General features: G+C 57.2%; 20 protein-coding genes. 18 read left to right on the top strand and 2 right to left on the bottom strand.

Annotated features, from left to right (window positions below; translation table 11 throughout):
• Nucleotides 1-13: 13 nt before the first annotated feature.
• The 16 genes from J3P88_RS21165 (at nucleotide 14) to J3P88_RS21090 (ending at nucleotide 12,446) form a co-directional block, all read left to right on the top strand.
• Nucleotides 14-1,111 carry a cell invasion protein gene (locus J3P88_RS21165; RefSeq protein WP_434571444.1) on the top strand — a complete coding sequence of 366 codons (1,098 nt, stop codon included), beginning with the start codon at nucleotides 14-16 and terminating at the stop codon, nucleotides 1,109-1,111.
• Between the two features lie 14 nt (nucleotides 1,112-1,125).
• On the top strand, nucleotides 1,126-2,232 hold the full coding sequence (locus J3P88_RS21160) for an IpaD/SipD/SspD family type III secretion system needle tip protein (protein WP_434571442.1): 1,107 nt from the start codon (nucleotides 1,126-1,128) through the stop codon (nucleotides 2,230-2,232).
• 45 nt (nucleotides 2,233-2,277) lie between these two features.
• Nucleotides 2,278-2,544, top strand: coding sequence for a phosphopantetheine-binding protein (locus J3P88_RS21155; RefSeq protein WP_434571440.1), 267 nt, complete (start codon nucleotides 2,278-2,280; stop codon nucleotides 2,542-2,544).
• Nucleotides 2,541-3,737: a hypothetical protein gene (locus tag J3P88_RS21150; protein WP_434571438.1), complete on the top strand. Its 1,197-nt coding sequence runs from the start codon at nucleotides 2,541-2,543 to the stop codon at nucleotides 3,735-3,737. Before J3P88_RS21155 ends, J3P88_RS21150 begins: the two co-directional genes overlap by 4 nt.
• A gap of 170 nt (nucleotides 3,738-3,907) precedes the next feature.
• A complete protein-coding gene (locus J3P88_RS21145) occupies nucleotides 3,908-4,282 on the top strand; it encodes a hypothetical protein (protein WP_434571436.1) in 375 nt (124 codons plus the stop codon).
• Between the two features lie 14 nt (nucleotides 4,283-4,296).
• Nucleotides 4,297-6,087 carry a hypothetical protein gene (locus tag J3P88_RS21140; RefSeq protein WP_434571434.1) on the top strand — a complete coding sequence of 597 codons (1,791 nt, stop codon included), beginning with the start codon at nucleotides 4,297-4,299 and terminating at the stop codon, nucleotides 6,085-6,087.
• Nucleotides 6,088-6,424: 337 nt separating this feature from the next.
• The gene (locus J3P88_RS21135) at nucleotides 6,425-7,678 is read left to right on the top strand and encodes a winged helix-turn-helix domain-containing protein (RefSeq protein ID WP_434571433.1); all 1,254 of its coding nucleotides are present in this window, start codon (nucleotides 6,425-6,427) and stop codon (nucleotides 7,676-7,678) included.
• On the top strand, nucleotides 7,675-8,139 hold the full coding sequence (locus J3P88_RS21130; RefSeq protein ID WP_434571432.1) for a transglycosylase SLT domain-containing protein: 465 nt from the start codon (nucleotides 7,675-7,677) through the stop codon (nucleotides 8,137-8,139). The genes J3P88_RS21135 and J3P88_RS21130 overlap by 4 nt, the downstream gene beginning before the upstream one ends.
• Nucleotides 8,140-8,268: 129 nt before the next feature.
• Nucleotides 8,269-8,673, top strand: a complete 405-nt coding sequence (locus tag J3P88_RS21125) for a PrgH/EprH family type III secretion apparatus protein (RefSeq protein WP_434571430.1) — start codon at nucleotides 8,269-8,271, stop codon at nucleotides 8,671-8,673.
• Nucleotides 8,573-9,436 (top strand): PrgH/EprH family type III secretion apparatus protein, encoded by an 864-nt coding sequence (locus J3P88_RS21120; RefSeq protein WP_434571429.1) that lies wholly within the window; start codon nucleotides 8,573-8,575, stop codon nucleotides 9,434-9,436. Before J3P88_RS21125 ends, J3P88_RS21120 begins: the two co-directional genes overlap by 101 nt.
• Nucleotides 9,437-9,443: 7 nt before the next feature.
• Nucleotides 9,444-9,704, top strand: coding sequence for a type III secretion system needle filament subunit SctF (gene sctF / locus J3P88_RS21115; RefSeq protein ID WP_434571428.1), 261 nt, complete (start codon nucleotides 9,444-9,446; stop codon nucleotides 9,702-9,704).
• Nucleotides 9,705-9,759: 55 nt separating this feature from the next.
• Complete coding sequence (gene sctI, locus J3P88_RS21110; RefSeq protein WP_434571426.1) at nucleotides 9,760-10,068, top strand: type III secretion system inner rod subunit SctI; 309 nt, start codon at nucleotides 9,760-9,762, stop codon at nucleotides 10,066-10,068.
• Nucleotides 10,065-10,787, top strand: a complete 723-nt coding sequence (locus J3P88_RS21105) for an EscJ/YscJ/HrcJ family type III secretion inner membrane ring protein (protein WP_434571425.1) — start codon at nucleotides 10,065-10,067, stop codon at nucleotides 10,785-10,787. The genes sctI and J3P88_RS21105 overlap by 4 nt, the downstream gene beginning before the upstream one ends.
• Complete coding sequence (locus tag J3P88_RS21100; protein WP_434571423.1) at nucleotides 10,774-11,340, top strand: secretion system protein; 567 nt, start codon at nucleotides 10,774-10,776, stop codon at nucleotides 11,338-11,340. Before J3P88_RS21105 ends, J3P88_RS21100 begins: the two co-directional genes overlap by 14 nt.
• Entirely contained in the window at nucleotides 11,312-12,019 is a 708-nt protein-coding gene (locus tag J3P88_RS21095) for an oxygen-regulated invasion protein OrgB (RefSeq protein WP_434571422.1), read from the top strand. Before J3P88_RS21100 ends, J3P88_RS21095 begins: the two co-directional genes overlap by 29 nt.
• Nucleotides 12,009-12,446 carry a hypothetical protein gene (locus tag J3P88_RS21090; protein ID WP_434571420.1) on the top strand — a complete coding sequence of 146 codons (438 nt, stop codon included), beginning with the start codon at nucleotides 12,009-12,011 and terminating at the stop codon, nucleotides 12,444-12,446. Before J3P88_RS21095 ends, J3P88_RS21090 begins: the two co-directional genes overlap by 11 nt.
• 172 nt (nucleotides 12,447-12,618) lie before the next feature.
• Here J3P88_RS21090 and J3P88_RS21085 read toward each other — a convergent pair whose 3' ends face one another.
• Nucleotides 12,619-14,127, bottom strand: coding sequence for a hypothetical protein (locus J3P88_RS21085; protein ID WP_434571418.1), 1,509 nt, complete (start codon nucleotides 14,125-14,127; stop codon nucleotides 12,619-12,621).
• A 222-nt stretch (nucleotides 14,128-14,349) separates the two neighbouring features.
• Between J3P88_RS21085 and J3P88_RS21080 the strand changes: the two genes are divergently transcribed.
• The gene (locus J3P88_RS21080; RefSeq protein ID WP_434571416.1) at nucleotides 14,350-15,369 is read left to right on the top strand and encodes a quinone-dependent dihydroorotate dehydrogenase; all 1,020 of its coding nucleotides are present in this window, start codon (nucleotides 14,350-14,352) and stop codon (nucleotides 15,367-15,369) included.
• 362 nt (nucleotides 15,370-15,731) lie between these two features.
• On the opposite strand, the gene rmf is transcribed toward J3P88_RS21080, so the two are convergent.
• A complete protein-coding gene (rmf, locus tag J3P88_RS21075) occupies nucleotides 15,732-15,947 on the bottom strand; it encodes a ribosome modulation factor (protein WP_003223300.1) in 216 nt (71 codons plus the stop codon).
• Between the two features lie 532 nt (nucleotides 15,948-16,479).
• Between rmf and rlmKL the strand changes: the two genes are divergently transcribed.
• Complete coding sequence (gene rlmKL, locus J3P88_RS21070; protein WP_434571414.1) at nucleotides 16,480-18,750, top strand: bifunctional 23S rRNA (guanine(2069)-N(7))-methyltransferase RlmK/23S rRNA (guanine(2445)-N(2))-methyltransferase RlmL; 2,271 nt, start codon at nucleotides 16,480-16,482, stop codon at nucleotides 18,748-18,750.
• The last annotated feature ends 39 nt before the right edge of the window (nucleotides 18,751-18,789 follow it).

The following is an 18,789-nucleotide window of genomic DNA, read 5'->3' as shown; positions in this document are numbered from 1 at the left end:
ACAGGTATCCACAATGAACACTATTCACGCTCCAACCACAATCGCATCCCCTGTCATTGACCATGACCGGATCAATGACGCCGGTCTGGGCGAATTGATTGCCCAAGAGCAATTTTCAAAGCGCAAATCCCTGGAGGGGGCGCCGATCCTCGACCAGATCACTGCAAAGCAGATACTCCAGAACGGCCCCTTCGCAGCCCTTCCTGCTGCGGAGCTGGAAAGCCGGATCAATACCTATCAGCCCACCGAAGCGGATCGGGAGGACTTCTCTGAAGCCAAGTCCATGGTCGGCGATGATGTGCGCAACGATCTGGTTTTCGACCCGGGCGCCTGGGAGAAACACGCCAACGTGCTGGTGGCCGCGATCATCGCCCTGAACATCGCACGGGTCGCCAATGCACAACTGCGTGGCCACTTCAGCGTCATGGCCTCCGATGCGGCGAAGTCCCAAGGCGCGGCCATTGTCGAGTCCGGCAAGGCGGCGCTGAACAGCGCCATTACTGCCGCGGTGGTGTCCGGCGCCATCGCCGGGTTCGCCATGGTCAAGACCTTCCAGGGCCAGGCGTTGAAGCATGCGGACATTGACCTGCATAAACGCAACGCCATGGACGCGGGCAGCCTCGAACGCGACCTCAAGCAGGAGCGCAATCGCAATGAGTGGAGCCCGGACACCACTTACAAGGTCAAGACCCTCGATGATTTCGGCCGTCCGACTACCGTCGACTTCAAACCCAAGGGCTCGACACTGACGAACCAGGAGCAGGCCTGGTTCGACGGGGAAATCCTCAAGGCCCAGAAGGTTGGCCAAACCTCCGACTGGTTGAGCCAGATGGGCAGCAAAGGCATCGAAAGGAAACTGGAAATCGGCCGCGCGCTCAACGCCATGTCGATGAGTATGAGCCAGGTGGTAGCGAACACCGTGCGGATGACCGAGCACGCCGCCCGGGAAAAAGAAGTGTTGATGCAAAGCGCGCAGAACAGCCAGAAGAGCCTCAGTGATGAGGTCGGCCAGAAAGACGCGGCCGAGGCGGCGTTGTTGCAGAAACTGATGGAGATGGTGATGCAGCTGTTTCAATCGCGTAGCGATGTTATCCGTGCCGTGACGGCGTAAGGGGGGAGTGGTCTATGGAAATCAATCAATCCATTCGTTCGCCAATCGTTCTGCTGCCGAACGTGGAGGCCATCACCGATACAGCGGCGCCTGTGGACGTACCCGCTGAGAGTCAAACGGTCAGTTCCCTGACGCATCTGCTCGATCGGTCCATGAACGCAATGAATCGCAGCCTGGGTCATTTGCTCAAGTGCCCGTCAATCATTGCCAAGTCTTTAGAAGGCACGGCCGCCGAGACCACAGCACAACACCTCGTCGCGGAGTTCGTCGAACAGATCCACGCCAAACGTGACCGAGCGCAGATGTGGGCCGTGCAGGTGCGCCAGTGCGGTGCCGTGATGACCCACAGCCAGAAGACAGGGCTCTTGGATGAAAGCCAGCGCCAGCAGTTGGATGATGAATACAGCAAAATCCTTCGTGCCCTTCAGGAACACCTGGAAGAGAAGCAGCCCCGTGAGATCGCGGAGACTTTGGATGCGACGATCAACGCCTCGAACGACTTCTTCGACAAGCTGCTCGAACTGATCGACCTGATCAAGAACGGCTACCTCGCGGGCTACGAGCACATCATTGCGGCATATTCGGACTTCTTTTCCGACTTCAACAGCGAAATCACCGCGATGATGAAGGATTGGATCGAAGGGGCGAACGACGGCAAGGAGGTCAAGTTGAATGTGGGCGCGTTGCGCAATGCATTGGATAGACTGATCGCGAAATATTCCCTACCCAACGCCGCCGCCATCCTTTTTCCAAAACCACCTGAAACAGGTGCCACTAAGGAAGAGGCGGAAAACTGGCTCAAGGCACTGGGCCTACCTGCGAGTTGCCTCAAGCAGAATCCCGCCCCGAACGGTCCTTGGTGTGTCGTCATCGACACCGGGCCACTGACAACGATGAAAAGCAGTCTGCCGTCGGGCGGCGGCACGGTGACCTGGGATACCGCCAAGTTCAACTCCTGGCAAACCGGCTTCAACGCCCAGGAGGAACGCATGAAGAACATGCTGCAGTCGTTTACGCAGAAGTATTCGAATGCCAATTCTTATCATGACAATTTTAATAAAACGTTGTCGGCGCATTTGAATCAGTTTGCGGATATGTTGAGGGCAATGTTGAATTTTTGATGAGGCTACATACGAAATATTGGTTATTAGAAGGTGGGGTAACTTATGAGTTTTGTTATGTGTGAGGAGGTCGCCGAGCGTGAGTTGATAAAATTGCTATCAGGCTATTTTAGGGCTAATAAACAAGAGGTGGTCGGTTGTTCACGATTGGTAGAAGATCTGGGTGCTGATTCGATAGATATGGTAGAAGTTACAATGATTGTTGAACAAGTGTTCGATATAACTCTGCTTTCGGAGCAGGTTGAGGGCTGGAGAACCGTGGCTGATATTGTGAGCTCGGTGGTGGGCACGAGAGGCATAAATTTACTATGAGAATCACAAATGTTTCCCTCGAACCTGCTTGTGTTAAACGGGATGAGTCTTTCACCTTGGTACGGCTATCGAAAGATTTAATTAGCGTACAGTCAGGCAAAAATACTCTGTCATTTCCTGAACCAATACAACCTCATGTTGATCCAGCTCTACGCTCTGAAAAGGATACGACGACAGCTGAGTTGGCACTCTCTCAGACCGTCGCTGCAAGAACACTTCTATATTATCCAGGACGCTTGCTTGTACAAGAGCTCGGCGAGGCCGCTGCGATATTACTTGATCTTATCCGGGATCTAAAAACCGAAGACCAGAAGATATTAACCCGGCGTTTGTTTGTCGAGGGTGGATTGCTTTTCGGGAAGGACCTAGAAGCTTTTTTTGATGCGCTTGCTCAAGTGCGCGATGAGTGCCGAGAGCCTGATGCATCGAGCACGGTTACTGGTTTGGCGCGTGCCATAGCCATCGCCTCGATGGGTAACATTGGAGCCCTTTACATAGACGCCGCCGAGGTTGCCGAGAAAGACGCTTTGAATTGTTTTCATACTTTAATGATTGAGCGAAAACTGCCCGTATTGACAGAGCAAGTTATCCGTAGCGTTCAAGCTGCCGGGGATTTTTATGTTTCTGGACCACTGAAAAAAATAGAGCGTAGCCGTCCGTTCAATGAGCTCAGTCGGCTAAACGGGGTCCATAATTTCGGCGAAAAAGCAGATAGGTTAATTGGCATTAAATCGGAGTTAAGAATTCCGAGCGTTGAATGGCAAATTGCACATATCAGTGAAAGTCGAGTGTTGCATACCATAGAACCTTTGGTTGGGCATATGTCGGTGTCTCCTGTAGAGATTCTCCAAACATGGGATGTTTTACGGGGCGACTCCAATGATGAGCAGTTTATGGGCATCATAAGAAAAAATGATCCTGTTCACGAAGTGTCACGGGGTGATGTATCGCGGGATAGGCTAGATCAAAAACTTGCGCGAGCTTCGGGTGCAGCCGCTTTCCTCATCGGAGTGGGCTATCACAGCGCGTTGGAGGTTTCCGAAACTATTCTACGGTATATGGGCCAAGATCTAAGGCAGGCGCTGGAAAGTCCCACCCAAGATGCGGGGAGTCTGCTAGGGAGTGGAGCGGCAACAAGCCTTATAAACGAGATGTTAAAAGGTGCGGCGGCAGTAAAAATAGACGCGGCGTGAGTTTAATATAATGGGTTATTGTGATTTCGTCGGTGGGCTGCGGTCTATTTTGTATTAATTTCAAGGTGTAATGAAGGGCTGCCAGTTATCGATTTGTAAAGGGTCGGTAGCAATTGACCAGTCGGTGTCCGAGTGGCTAGCTAATTTTAGCTTTGGAGGGGAGGGGGACATTGGAACGTGCTGGGTTGTTAGTAAAAGAAGTATGCGAATGTCTGAATATTGAAGGCCGCTTAAGTGAGCTTGGTGTAGTACTGGTTGCGAGTAATGAACAAAAATGGACTATTGAGATTTCGTCTGTTGATCGATGCTTGATCATTTATAGTGAGGTCATCGCGCCGAATAGTGTGGAGGAAGTAAGCAGCTACTATCTCAATATGAACGCAAATCACAAAATGATGCGTGGGGCTTGGATTGGAGCTGGTGCGGATGGGGTTTTTAGACTTTATTACCGAACGATGGTTGAGTGCGTGACGGCGTTGCAAGTAGTCGATGCTCTTAAGTATCTAGTAGGTTTGCATCAGCATATTTCTGATGGACGAACATAGGTGGACAAGAGAAAGTGCCAAATACGATTGGAATGTTTATTAATACGGCAGTTGGTGCGGAGAGGTTTTGCAAAAACGACCTGTCTCGAGATCCGAATCGACTATTTATAAGGAGTGAGCTTCCTTCTCCGTTAGTCGAAGCTGAGCAGATATCCCCGGAGTTTGATCTTGATCGTAATCAGGAAAAATTTGCTGCAGGCTGGAAGTGTATATCATTGTTTGATACCGAGGGTTCGGTAGATGGTGAAGGGGTTTTTTTTGGTGAGGGTCTAGAAAGCAATGATAGGAAAGTGTTTCTAAATAGATTATATGAAGAGTCGGTATGTGAGGGGTTTGGAGTTAAGCGGGAAATAGGTTGTGAGGCGCTTAGGCAAGCGCAAGAGATAAGCGCTAAATTAGATTCTGTGATTTCAAAGCAGCAGATTGTCGATAATCAGTTTTTTTGTATGGATAGCTCAACGCTTCAAGGTATCGCCTATCTTCACTCTCGTGATATGCCTTATGAAAAATTATTGACCGATAGTGAGCGAGATATAAATGTCTTTTTGCCCGGGTATGCCACTGGTGATCGCTATAGTCTTATTTTTGCGGCCTTGGTCGAGCCTAGGTTAAAAATATCGATCGCTTATACTGAGGGGGACGCAAAAGAAAAAGCCAGTGCAGAAGAGGCTGCGCGCGTCGTGGAAAAAGCGCTATCGGTTAACGGTGAGTTTGACCCAAGTCGACGTGTTTCGGTACTTTCTTACAAGGGGGGAAGCTTAAAGCAGGCTCGAGAAAGTTTAGACGAAGGTGAGACTCGTGCCGGCTTTTCGCACCAATCTGGTTTTTTGTCTCCGCTATCCAATTCTACGGATAAAACTGAGCATGTTTTTCATGTGTCAGCGACAACGGAAATTCTGAATAGGTATTTTCGTAATGAAGATGGGTTGGGAAAAGATAAGAAGCATTCGGAAATACGGGAGAAGTTAAGTAAGCTGGTTTCTCTGACGGATAAGGTGGTTATTGATAGTCTTGTCAATAGTGTAGTCGAGCATCAAGAAATAAAGGAGGGTGCGATTGCTTTGTGGATTGCTGATCGTGAGTATGCTAATGAGCGAGAGGCAGAGGCGATCTCAAGACCTTTCATGTTTGAGTTGATTGCGGATGCACTTGAGAAAGAAGGTAAGGATGTGTATTTGGTTGCGGATACTTATCTGAATAGAGCGAAAAATGAAAATGGTACTGAAGTTTGGATGAATCGACAACCTTTTCGGCCATCCGCACGGCCTCATATTGGTCAGTTCTGGTCGGCAGAAGTTGATGGTGAGCGTTTGTTGGCGCCCCGAGAGAATCAATGGTATTTCATGGATCGTCTTCTACAGCGCACAGGCGGTGGCCTTATAGGAATTAGAAGTGGTGCTTTAGAACCTTTTGCGCTGATGGGGCATAATATAATTTATCTAGAGCACAAAAACATGTTTACGCCCGAAAGGCACGCGAGCTGGCAAGGCGGTATTCCCTATAATAGATTGATTGTTGAGAATACGACTGGGTATTTGAAGGGTAATACTGAGGTGGTGCTGAATAATCTGATCAGGGAGAATCTTTCTCGCGTTGTAGGTGGAAAAAAATTAACTGATTCTGATAGAAGTCAAGTCCGAGATGTACAGGGGCGAATCGGTTCTATCCAAGATGATCTTCGTGAAGGACAAATAAGTGGGCAGGAACTTCAGTTGCTGGTGGCGATGGTGGATGGCGGGACCGCTATTGACGCGGCTATGAGAGTCTGGGGTAAGGATAGTATCTCTTATCCAAGTAAAAGCTAAACCCACGCTTATTCATCTGGGCTTAATAAGGGGGGCGGTTTTCGTGCTAGGCTGGCTTGTTAGTTTGAACTGTGGTTATCAGCTACGCCAACAGCTACTGGTGTCTCGAGTTTTTGAGACATATTGGTTGTTTTGGGTCCCATTGCTCAGTTCATCTTGGCTAGCTCGGGCGTAATTTCCTACAGTCGTAAAGGTGTTTTCCTTGATGATGTATGGATTCTGTCCTACGGAATCCCCCCACGCATCTTCCTATAGTCACGCAGCTCGCCATCCCGAGCCTGTGTCTACCACAGGCTCAATCGCGCTTCAGTAACTTTCTATAGAGAAGTCTCAACGTATGGACAGTGCAACTGATCAAACCCCGGCCAAGTCATTCGTTTTTGACCACTGGCTGTTGCAAAGCGACGGAACGCTGATGCGAGATGGACAAGGAGTTCATGTTCCACCCAAAGAATTGCACGTGCTGCGCCTGTTGTTGAAATCGGCGGGCACGGTCGTGAGTAAGGATTATTTGCTGGACCAGGTCTGGCCGCGGATGGATGCGGCGGGGGAGTCGTTGACCCGATGTATCTATGCCTTGCGCAAGTTGTTCAAGGAGAACAAGGATTACATCGCCACAGTGTATGGCCAGGGCTATCGGTTCACCGGTTCCGTGGTCGAGCTCGATGTGACGAGCCAGGCGAGGGCGCCGTCGTTGGCGGTGTTGCCTTTGCGCAATCTGGACGAAATCGCCGCGCTGGATCTGCAAGACCTGATGATTCGCCAGCTGACCACGGCGTTCGGCGAGGCGTTGCATGTCATTCCCTCTGGGGTAATCACGGCCTGCGGGGCCGCGGATGATGTGCGGTCGTTGGCCGGGCGGTTGTCGGCGGATTATTGCTTGAACGGGCGTTTTATTGGCGCGGGCGGGTTGCAACACTGGTCGGTCGAGTTGATTCGTGGCTGCGATCAATCTCTGCTGCATGGGCAGACGCTGGATGCCTGTGATCTTGGGGAAGCGCTGGGCGTGTTGACAAGCCTGGTTGCCCAGCGTGTACCCGGGTTGCGTCCGGTCGGTGATCGCTGCGGGTCCTATTCGGCGGCGGTGGCGTATCTCAATGGGTTGTGCAGCGTGCAGCAGCACACGGTGCAAAGCCTGTGCGATGCCCTTGTATTGTTCAGGCAGTGTTTGAAACTCGACGCCGGATACGCACCGCCCTGGTGTGGCTTGGCGGATGTGTGGCTGGGGCGGGCGATGATGGGCCTGGGTGACCCGGAGCGTGCCATCGAAGAGGCGCATGCGGCGGTTTCCAGTGCGTTGACGCTGGACCCCGGCAGCATCCCCGCACTGACGCGCCTGGCGTTGCTCACCAGTTTGCGCGGCTGCGAGCAGGCGGCCCAGGTGTTGTTCCGGCGCTGCCAGCTGTCGGCCGACCAGGTTGACGTGCTGTACTTTCATGCCTGGCATCACTGGTTCTGGCGACGCAACGAGCAGGCGGCGCAGATGATCGACCAGTGCCTGGAACATGACCCGGGTTGTGTCCGGGCGCAGATCTTGCGGGTGCGCATTCATGAGCAGCCGACCTGGATCGGCGAGAGGCGCCTGGCATGAAGCGGCGCCGGAAAACCTGGCTGTGCCTGCCGGTGTGCCTTGGCCTGGGCCTTGGCACGCCCCAGGCACAGGCCTGGTGTTGGAGCAGGGCGGGGCAGTTGCACGCCATCGAGCCCGAACTGCTCCAAGCGATTGCTGAAGTCGAATCGGGCCTGCGCTCGGACGCCATCAACCACAACCGCAATGGCACTCGCGATATCGGGCTGATGCAAATCAACAGCATTCATCTATCGCGCTTGAGCGCCCAAGGCATCACCGAGCAACGCCTGCTGGATGAGCCTTGCCTGTCGGTAGAGGTCGGTGCCTCGGTGCTGGCCGGGTTTATCGCCCGTTACGGTTACAACTGGACGGCGGTCGGCGCCTACAACGCCGGCAATGCCCCGGATCGCCAAGCGGCGCGGCTGCGTTATGCGCGCAAAGTCTGGCAACGTTACCAAGTGATCACCCAGGCCGGGGACTGACGGCGTCACGGACGGGCCCCGTGCAGGATTCTGATCCTTTGCAGCATGCAATCGACAGAATTGGATCAGGAATCCCGCGACCGCCCCCTCTAACCTACCTGCTCATTCGACCTTCCTGGAGTTTGGACGGTGACAGTCCCGACGGCCCCCCCATTACAGCCCTGCGTCCTGCGGATCCTCAACGGTCCGTTGCAGGGCTGCGAGTTTCCGCTTGGCGAGGGCACGACCCTGTTCGTCGTTGGGGCCGTGGCGATGTGGGGGGATGGCGCAGGTGCCGCCAGCGTGCCGGCGGATGCCATTTTTATTCCCCTGGAGGAAGGTGGCTGCAACTTCGAGGTGCTGGCCGACCACGCCACGCCGGACGGTGTGCCGGTGCGTTTGCTCGGTGACTTGGTCGAAATGCGCCACTGTGCGTTCCAGGCCAGGGTGCCGCTTGGCGGGTTGCAAGTGTGGGGGTCAACCCTGGACGCCCGAATGCCTCACTCAGCCACAGGACAACCCACGCGCTGGTGGCGCTGCCATCCGTTGGCCTGACGCCCGTTGGACCCGATGGGGCGGCGGTGCCCTGGCGCTGGTTGCGTTGGTCGTGGCGGTCAGCATTGGCTCGATGCCGGGGCCGGCGCCTGAAACCGATATTCGAGCCCTGATCGCTGGCGCCAGTGCGCCGGTCCAGGTGCTGCGCGGTCGTGACGATGGGGTTTATGTCTTCGTGTCTTCCGAGCGCGATGCCGGTTGGAGCCGACAGGTGCTGGCGCGCCACGCCAGCCTGCACGGCAAGGTCCTGCTGCCGGATCAGGAGCGGCGTCGGCTGGAGCAAGTACTGGTTGATCACGATCCGCAATTGGCCTGGCATTTTCTCGATCTCAAGGAACCGTCGCAGCCGCGCCTGCTGCTCAGCGCGCAACGCAACCTGCTCACGCCCGACAAGCAGGCCAAGCTGCTCGGTGTGCTGCTCGCGGCGGCACCTTATGCCCGGGACATCGTGTTGCAGATGCAGGACGACGCACTGCTCGCCGATCGGGCTCAGGGCGGCTTGCAACGTCTCGCACTGACCTTCAGCCGGGTCGAACACACGGATGCTGTCTCGTACACCATCGAGGGCAACCTGCAGGACGCCGAGCTGGCCGCCGCACGCCAGTACGTCGACGATTTTTACCGGCAGTGGGGTGATCGCTACGTGCATTTCACTGTCGAGCTCAGGGACGACGTGCTCAAAGGCAAGTCGTTTCAAACCGGCCCGCAGGGCTACGTCAAGACGAGCCCTTCGTCCTGGCTTTTTTCCAAACAGACACAGTAGGTGAGCAATGGCTGATATCGGTTTACCCATCATATTTCCCGACGACTTTCTCGGCGAGCAAGCCAACGCGTTCGAGCAAGGGGCGAAGAAGCTCAAAGAGGCGTTGGACGAAGCGCTTGAAAAGCTGCACAACGATGCCTCTAACCCCGGACTGCTAGCGGCCTACCAGACCGCGTTCTCCTCCTACACGGTATTCCGCAACGCCCAGACCAACACGATCAAGGGTTTCAAGGATATCGACATGGCGATCATCCAGGCCGCTCGCTGACGTTTTCCCTTCGACGGGCCATCGCAAGACGGTGGCCCTTTCATGAGTACACCGTATGCCCTTCCAGAGCCTCGACCCTTCCCTTATCGCGCGGTCCGCCCTCGTTGAGTTGCGTGGCCCGCAGCAAAGCCCGATCGTTTCACTTGAGTCGCGAATGATCGAAGCGTTTGCCGGTTCCGCCGTAGACAGCGCACAGGACGTTTCAGCGATCAATCGGTTGCTGCAGCGCCCGGATGTCACCAACCCTGAAGTCTTGACCCAGTTGCAGGAGCTGACAGGGCAATACAACGTGGATATCAACTTGCTCAACGTGCTGGTGCGCAAAGCCGTAGGCACCGCAGAAACCCTGTTGCGCGCATCATGAAGCCGGGCGTGTTGTTGCTGCTGTTGTGCCTGGCGCTGGCGGGGTGTCGCCAGCCGAACCTGCTGGAAGGGTTGGATCAGCAACAGGCCAATGAAGTGCTGTCGGTGCTGCAACGCAACAACATCGCGGCGGTGAAAGTCGACACTGGCAAAACCGGCTATGCGGTGAAAATCGACGCCCACGATTTTTCCGCTGCCGTCGATCTGCTCAATCTCTATTCATTGCCCTCCCGGCCACGCCTGCAAGTGGCCGAGATGTTTCCATCCGATTCCCTGGTGGCCTCGCCCCGTGCTGAAAAGGCCCGCTTGTATTCAGCGCTGGAGCAGCGCATCGAACAGTCGCTGAGTGTGCTCGAAGGCGTGGTATCGGCGCGGGTCCATGTCAGTTACGACCTGGATGCCGGCGAGGGCGGGCGCAAGTCGCCGCCTATCCATCTTGCGGCGGTGGTGCTGCATGAGCCCGATGTCGAACCGCAATTGCTGATCACCGATATCAAGCGTTTTCTCAAGAACAGTTTTGCGGCGGTGGAGTACGAGAACGTTTCGGTGGTGCTGTCCAAACGTTCCCCGATCCAGCATGTGGCGCCGTCGGTAGTCGCCACGTCGGGGCGCTCGCCGTGGCCGTGGTGGTTGGCGGCGACCAGTGCGGTGCTGTTGGCCGGTGGTGGCGCTTGGGTCTATCGCCAGTCAAGCGCAGGACGGCGTGATGTCGGAGCTTGAGTGCCTGGAGCAAATCCTCGCCGAACCTTTGGGGTATCTGCACCCCCAGCGCACGGTCGTATCTGCGGAATTCGACGGAATCGAAGCCCGTACCGTGCTCAATCGCATCCTGCTCGAAGGGTTGGGACTGCAAGGGCCGTGGCCTTCCGTGCCGTTGACCGGTGTGACGAAGCAATGGGTTCGTTATTGGCGGCAATTGCCCTATATCGCCCGGTTGATGGGGGCTTATCGCTTGATGCCCGAGCTGGCGCGAGGCGCAGTGCTGCTGGGTTTGCCCGGGTCGGTCCGAAGGTTTGCCAGCTTCGACCTGGGCCCGCGAGGCGGCCTGCCGATCGAGCGTGCGCCAGTTTCGATGGCACAGGTCGAAGCGGCCGGTCTCAACGCGTTGTGGGGTTGGCGCGACCAGGTCTCTCATCTTTTGCTCGAACGCCTCGATTTGCAGTTTTCCGAGCCGGTGGTTCGTTTGCACCAGCAATGGCCCATTCCTCAACCGGCCCCAACCCTTTTCTTCTTGGCGGTGCAGCATGCTCGACTCCATCCGAACCCTGACTGATTTGCCCTTGGACGAAGACGTGCATCTGGCTCGCGAAGACGTAGCCGCCGCCCGTCGCCGTCATGCCTTGCAGCTCGAAGCCCAGCGCCGCGCCCGTGAGTGCGTCGAACAGGCCCTCCGCGACGCCGAGGCCGTGCATGCGCAGGCGTTTCGACAGGGTTATGCCGAGGGCATCCTGCGGGCGAGCGAGCATCTGGCCGACGCTTTGCTGAGGACGCAAACCTTCGGGCTGCAATTGCGCAACGATCTGGCCCGGGCCGCCAGTGATCTGCTCGGGCAAGCCTTGAGTCGCCCCGAGTGGCTGGATGAAATGCTCGAGCGCTGGCTGGCCGGACAGGCGGGCGACTCGGGCGCGGTGCTGCATCTGTTGTTGCCGCTGCATTGTCGCCCGCGTGGCCCTGCGCTGCGTGAAAGCCTGGGCAGGCAACGGGCCGGTGAACTGATTGTTGAATACCACCCGCAGGATCGCTATGTGCTGCGGCTAGCGGATCAACTGTTGGAATTCGATGCTGAAACGACCCGGGAACGGCTGGAGTCCCGGTTATTGGCGAGCATCGCCAATTTGCCGGCGACGGTTCGATCCCTGGACCAGGCCTCGAGACAGGCGCTGGCGGATGTGTGCGCGAGCTTCATCGAGTCTTCGCCAACCGACCCTGCCGAGGTGCGCCATGAAGATTGAATCCATGATGGTTTCCGGCCTGCTCGATCACGACGCGAATGCTCCGGTCCAGACATTGGAATCACGGCTGTTGGCGGCCAGCGAGCAAACACCTGACAGCAAGCGTCCCAACCCTGAGTTCGAGCATTTGTATCAATTGCTGCTGGCGATGGAAGGGCAGGGGGAAAAGGCGATTCATGAGTTCCTCCGTACGTTGCGAGGGCCGGATGGCACAACGGCAGCGTACCCCACCGCCCAGGCGTTGATGGCGATCACATTGCAGGTCTTGGTGCGATTGAAGGACGAGGGATTGGACAAGTCACAGATCTACAAGGAGATCAGCGGTGCCAATGGGTTGGCGTTTGCGATGGATGTTTTCGTGAAGGGTTTTATGCGGGATGTGTTCCAGCCGATGGGGGATGAGGCTTGGGAGAAGAGTGAGTGGTGAAGGCGGCAAAATGGGCGATGCCTACCTGTTAAAGGAAGAGAGGGCAGGCAGTGATTTCGTGGCGAGGGAGCTTGCTCCCGCTGGGGCGCGAAGCGGCCCTTTCTTGGGGCCGCTGCGCAGCCCAGCGGGAGCAAGCTCCCTCGCCACGACGTATTCCAGGCAATCCAATGAATCAAGCGTTTGCTGGGGGAGTGGTGCGTTCATTGATGTAAGCGGTGCCGGGACGTACCGCGAACACGACGGCGGCGACCAGTGTGTTGGCGATATGGTCGACCATTTCTTTTGAAATGGGCAAGGTTGAGAAGTAGCGGGATGCGGAGACGACGACGGCCATGATTATCTGGCCCACGGAGGTTCGTATCGCATTGGTGGACAGGAGTTGATTGGCCGCCTGTTCGGCAGTAGGCATTCGTACAGAAATGGGGTTAATCCGAAAGCGCTTTTCAGAGGGATTTTTTTGGAAGGCGTGCATTACTTCGCCCATGAGCAGTTGCCCGGCGACGTCGGCCCCGGCGTTGTAGACGCCCCGCAATAAATCGTGTCCCAGTACCGGGGCCAGGGATTCGGCAATTTGCTCGGCCCGGGCCTCCACCGACAGATTCGGATCATGCGGCCTATTGGCCTGTTGTTCCACCCAGGCCGACAATTGAAAGGCCAAACCTTCCGTTTCTGACGATGGAGGTTTGCTCCCCTGGGCCATGGCATACCCGGCACCGGAGTGTGGAGCGGTGTAGTTCATCGCGGTGAAGGACAGGAACTGTAGCGTGGCATTCAGTGCGCCTGCGGCTGCCGTGCCACCGGGGTTGGGTTTTGTATTGTCACCCGTGGGACAGAACAGGCTCACCAGATCCTGGGCAAATGTGTAGAACAACATTTGCGAGCCGGAGGACGCCAATGCCGGCAGTGCGGAGGGCACGGCGATGGCAGCGGCCAGAGCCAAGGCCGATATTGTGAGGGTGAGGACCCTCGCCACGCGCGTTTCGAGGGTTGCGGTTCCATTGTATTCGTCCCTGATCGCGCCGAGGATGTTCAGCAGCGGCCCGACACTCTGGACAATCGCACCGATAACACTGCGTGTCAGTGGCGAAGTGGCGTTGGATTGGAACGTTTTTTCCAGGGCGAACCCGACCAGTTGCCTAATCACCGTGAGGGCGCCGGTAACCAAGCCGGTGCGTAGCCCGGAAATAGTCAGGTTGCTGGCCCAGCGCCCGAGATCGCCTTCGAATTCGTTGCGGGTCAGTTTGCCTAGGAAATCACTGAGCTGATCAAGGATGGTTTGGGCGCGTTGTATGGATGCGTTGGAACGTGGCAAATGGGTTGAGCACGCGACCATACTCATGTCAATGCTCACCGAATCATCATTGTTGCAATGCGTGCCATCGGCATCGCCGTTTATCTTCGATTCGATGCCTTCAATGAATGCATGAACGCGCATGTCGGCGCTATCTTTCAGCTCTGTAATGATTTCATTGAGTTCCTCCTCGAGATTCTTCAGTGCGGTTGCTGTGTCTTGCGGTGAGAGTTGGCTTCTCTGCTCGGCAGGGATACCTTCGTAGAGCATCTCGACAATGGTGTCGGTTGAGCCCCTTTCGATATCAATGACCGTGTCTGGTTTGCCGGTGCGAGCAGATTCATCTGGAGTGTATTGAGTTATAGGTGCACCTAAAGATGAGACGGGCATTATTCTTATCCTGTGTGACAGAGGGCTACCGGGGGGCTGCCATTGCAGCTACATCGATCTTTTGCAGGCTTTTTGCGCTTTCAACTATCAAATAACGCTCCGAGGCAAGGGCCGCGGCGCGTCGACGCAAAGATGGCCCTCGGAATCAACGCGTTTCTCGCCGCTGACGCTCCTGCTCGGTATAATCCCGTCACTTTTTATCGCCCAGAGTCAAACCCACCCATGTACACCCTGGCCCGTCAGCTGTTGTTCAAACTTTCCCCGGAAACCTCCCACGATCTGTCCCTGGACCTGATCGGCGCGGGCGGGCGTTTGGGCCTCAACGGTTTGCTGTGCAAGGCGCCGGCGAACGTGCCGGTGACGGTCATGGGCCTGGAATTCCCCAACCCGGTGGGGTTGGCGGCGGGCCTGGACAAGAATGGCGCGGCCATCGACGGCTTTGCGCAGTTGGGTTTCGGTTTCGTCGAAATCGGCACCGTCACGCCGCGACCACAGCCGGGCAACCCCAAGCCACGGTTGTTCCGCCTGCCGCAAGCCGAGGCGATCATCAACCGCATGGGCTTCAACAACCTCGGCGTCGATCACCTGCTGGCCCGTGTGGCCGCGGCCAAGTACAAGGGTGTGCTGGGCATCAACATCGGCAAGAATTTCGACACGCCGGTGGAGCGTGCCGTCGACGACTACCTGATCTGCCTGGACAAGGTCTACGCCCACGCCAGCTACGTGACCGTCAACGTCAGCTCTCCCAACACCCCGGGGCTGCGCAGCCTGCAATTCGGTGATTCCCTCAAGCAACTGCTGGCCGACCTGGCCCAGCGTCGCGCGGAACTGGCGTTGACCCACGGCCGGCACGTGCCCCTGGCGATCAAGATCGCCCCGGACATGACCGACGAGGAGACCGCCCAGGTAGCCCAGGCCCTGATCGAGACGGGCATGGACGCAGTGATCGCCACCAACACGACCCTGGGACGCGAAGGCGTCGAAGGGCTGGAGCATGGTGACGAGGCGGGTGGTTTGTCTGGCGCGCCAGTGCGTGACAAGAGCACCCACACCGTGAAGGTGCTGGCCGCTGAATTGGCGGGGCGCTTGCCGATCATTGCGGCGGGCGGGATCACCGAAGGCCGGCATGCCGCCGAGAAGATCACCGCCGGGGCGAGCCTGGTGCAGGTTTACTCGGGCTTCATCTACAAGGGGCCGGCGTTGATTCGTGAGTCGGTGGATGCGATTGCGGCGTTGGGGTGAACCGAGGGTTAAAGTTCGGCGCTGATCGTGGCGAGGGAGCTTGCTCCCGCTGGACTCTGTAGGAGCTGGCGTAGCCTGCGATCTTTTGATCTTGGTCGTTCGCTCTCGACTCAACTGTCTGGAGCAAGATCGCAGCCTCGTTGCACTCGTCAGCTCCTACAGGGCGCAGCCCAGCGGGAGCAAGCTCCCTCGCCACAATAATGTTCACAGCTCAGGCATTCGTAAGTGCCCATGAAACCCAGGCATTAAAAAGGGCTCCTCGAAGGAGCCCCCTGGGCCGTAGCCCGCCGCCCGGATGGGACGTGCGTGGTTAAATCGATTGGGATGTCAAATTGTCGAGTTCTTGAGTAATAAGCCCTGTGTCAGCCGACGGCGTGAAGTTCGTTGAGTCTGTGGATACCCGCAGTGCCGGTCATACCGTCCCAGTTGTCGCCGCGTCCTTCTCGCCAGCCATTGATCCAGGCTTGACGTACCGACGGTAGAGTAAAGGGGCAAAGCTCACGGGATTTACCACCAACGCCATATTGGTAACCACGCAAAAATGCTCTTTCCAACGGATCACGCTTAAGTCTTCTCATAGGGTGTTGCCCTCACTTGTTGACTGTTGCTTAGCGTCGACCTCTATCGAGGCCGGGGCAGAATCATTCTGCCGTTGGTGGCTCGTTGCCGGCGTGACGAGCCGAGGTGTTGACGCCGTTGCGACGTCAACCTGTGTTGAGTTCTAACCAAAGCGTCACAGGGATGGAATGATCGTTTTGTCATAAGCACGTAACAATAAAGATGTTAGGGCGATAAGTAACTTGATGTTCGTTGACCGCTTTTGAGCGAGACCCCTGTATGATCGGCCCTGCGCCAACAGGGGCTGCCCTTTCTCGAATGAGAATGTCCACCCGTTGCACTCGGGTACTATTCGACGAAAGGGTCGAGTTTTTCACAATTTGTTGCACAGAATTTTTTATCTGCCTTCGCATCTAAGCTCTTTTAACCTGAGCAGCGAGGGCGGCACGGCACACTTTCGTGCCACGCGGGTGCTCTTGAGAAAAGCACCTGACTGAACCCGGCCCGGCAATGCGTTGCCCGGTCCACTTAGCCAAAGGCTCTGGAAATCCCATGTCCGATCGTTTCGAACTCTTCCTCACTTGCCCCAAGGGCCTCGAAGGCCTGCTGATCGAGGAAGCCGTCGGGCTTGGCCTTGAAGAGGCGCGCGAGCACACCTCGGCCGTGCGCGGCATGGCCGACATGGAAACGGCCTATCGCCTGTGCCTGTGGTCGCGCCTGGCCAACCGTGTGTTGTTGGTGCTCAAGCGCTTCCCGATGAAAGACGCCGAAGACCTCTACCACGGCGTGCTGGATGTCGATTGGCAAGACCATATGCTGGCCGATGGCACCCTGGCGGTTGAGTTCAGCGGCCATGGCTCGGGTATCGACAATACTCACTTCGGTGCCTTGAAGGTCAAGGACGCCATCGTCGACAAGCTGCGCACGCCATCGGGCGAGCGACCGTCCATCGACAAGCTCAACCCGGACCTGCGTATCCACCTGCGCCTGGACCGCGGCGAAGCGATCCTTTCCCTCGACCTTTCCGGCCACAGTCTGCACCAGCGCGGTTATCGCCTGCAGCAAGGCGCCGCGCCGCTGAAGGAAAACCTCGCCGCCGCGATCCTGATCCGCGCCGGTTGGCCGCGCATTGCCGCTGAAGGCGGGGCGCTGGCCGACCCGATGTGTGGTGTTGGCACGTTCCTGGTGGAAGCCGGCATGATCGCCGCCGATATGGCACCGAACCTGCGTCGCCAGCAGTGGGGCTTTACCGCTTGGCTCGGCCACGTGCCGGCGTTGTGGAAGAAACTGCACGAAGAAGCCACCGAGCGCGCCGCCGCCGGGCTGGCCAAGCCACCGTTGTGGATTCGTGGCTACGAAGCCGACCCACGGCTGATCCAGCCGGGCCGTAACAACGTCGAGCGTGCGGGCCTGAGCGAGTGGATCAAGATCTATCAAGGCGAAGTCGCCACCTTCGAGCCGCGCCCGGACCAGAACCAGAAAGGCTTGGTGATCTGCAACCCTCCCTATGGCGAGCGCCTGGGGGATGAAGCCAGCCTGCTTTACCTCTACCAGAACCTCGGCGAGCGCCTGCGCCAGGCGTGCCTGAACTGGGAGGCGGCGGTGTTCACCGGCGCGCCGGACCTGGGCAAGCGCATGGGCATTCGCAGCCACAAGCAGTATTCGTTCTGGAACGGTGCCTTGCCGTGCAAGTTGCTGCTGATCAAGGTGCTGCCGGACCAGTTCGTCACCGGCGAGCGTCGCACTCCGGAACAGCGCCAGGCCGAGCGTGAGCAGGCCGCCTACGATCAAACCCCGGAAGTGCCACAAGAGCGCCAGTACAACAAGAACGGCAACCCGATCAAGCCGGCGCCGGCGCCAGCCCCTGTGGTCGAGCAGGCGCGGTTGAGCGAAGGCGGGCAGATGTTCGCCAATCGCCTGCAAAAGAACCTCAAGACGCTGAGTAAGTGGGCCAAGCGTGAAGGCGTGGACTGTTACCGGGTCTACGACGCCGACATGCCGGAATACGCCATGGCCATCGACCTCTACCATGACTGGGTACACGTCCAGGAATACGTCGCGCCGAAGTCCATCGACCCGGAAAAGGCCTCGGCCCGGTTGTTCGATGCCTTGGCGGCCATTCCCCAGGCACTGAACGTCGACAAGAGCCGCGTGGTGATCAAGCGCCGCGAGCGTCAGAGCGGCACCAAGCAGTACGAGCGCCAGAGCGCCCAAGGCAAGTTCACCGAGGTCAACGAAGGCGGCGTGAAGCTGCTGGTCAACCTCACGGACTACCTGGACACCGGGCTGTTTCTCGACCATCGGCCGATGCGCCTGCGGATCCAGAAGGAAGCAGCCGGCAAGCGTTTCCTCAACCTGTTCTGCTACACCGCGACCGCCAGCGTCCACGCTGCCAAGGGCGGTGCCCGCAGCACCACCAGTGTCGACTTGTCGAAAACCTACCTGGACTGGGCGCGACGCAACCTGTCGCTCAATGGTTTTTCCGACAAGAACCGCCTGGAGCAGGGCGACGTGATGGCCTGGCTGGAAGCCAGTCGTGACGAGTACGACCTGATCTTCATCGACCCGCCGACCTTCTCCAACTCCAAGCGCATGGAAGGTGTGTTCGATGTGCAGCGCGACCACGTCCAGTTGCTGGACCTGGCCATGGCGCGCCTGGCGCCGGGCGGTGTGCTGTACTTCTCCAACAATTTCCGCAAGTTCCAGCTCGAGGACAACCTCGGCGAGCGCTATGCAGTGGAAGAGATCACTGCCAAGACCATCGATCCGGATTTCGCCCGCAACGGCAAGATCCACCGCGCTTGGAAGATCATGGCGCGTTGAAGGCGATCGATTGGATCCACGGAGCCTTGTAGTTCAAGG

This window comes from Pseudomonas sp. Z3-6, assembly GCF_051131985.1.
GTDB classification, from domain to species: Bacteria; Pseudomonadota; Gammaproteobacteria; order Pseudomonadales; family Pseudomonadaceae; genus Aquipseudomonas; species Aquipseudomonas zanjanensis.
Note: the sequence above shows the minus strand (reverse complement) of the source record. Positions and strands in the feature narration are given on the sequence as shown.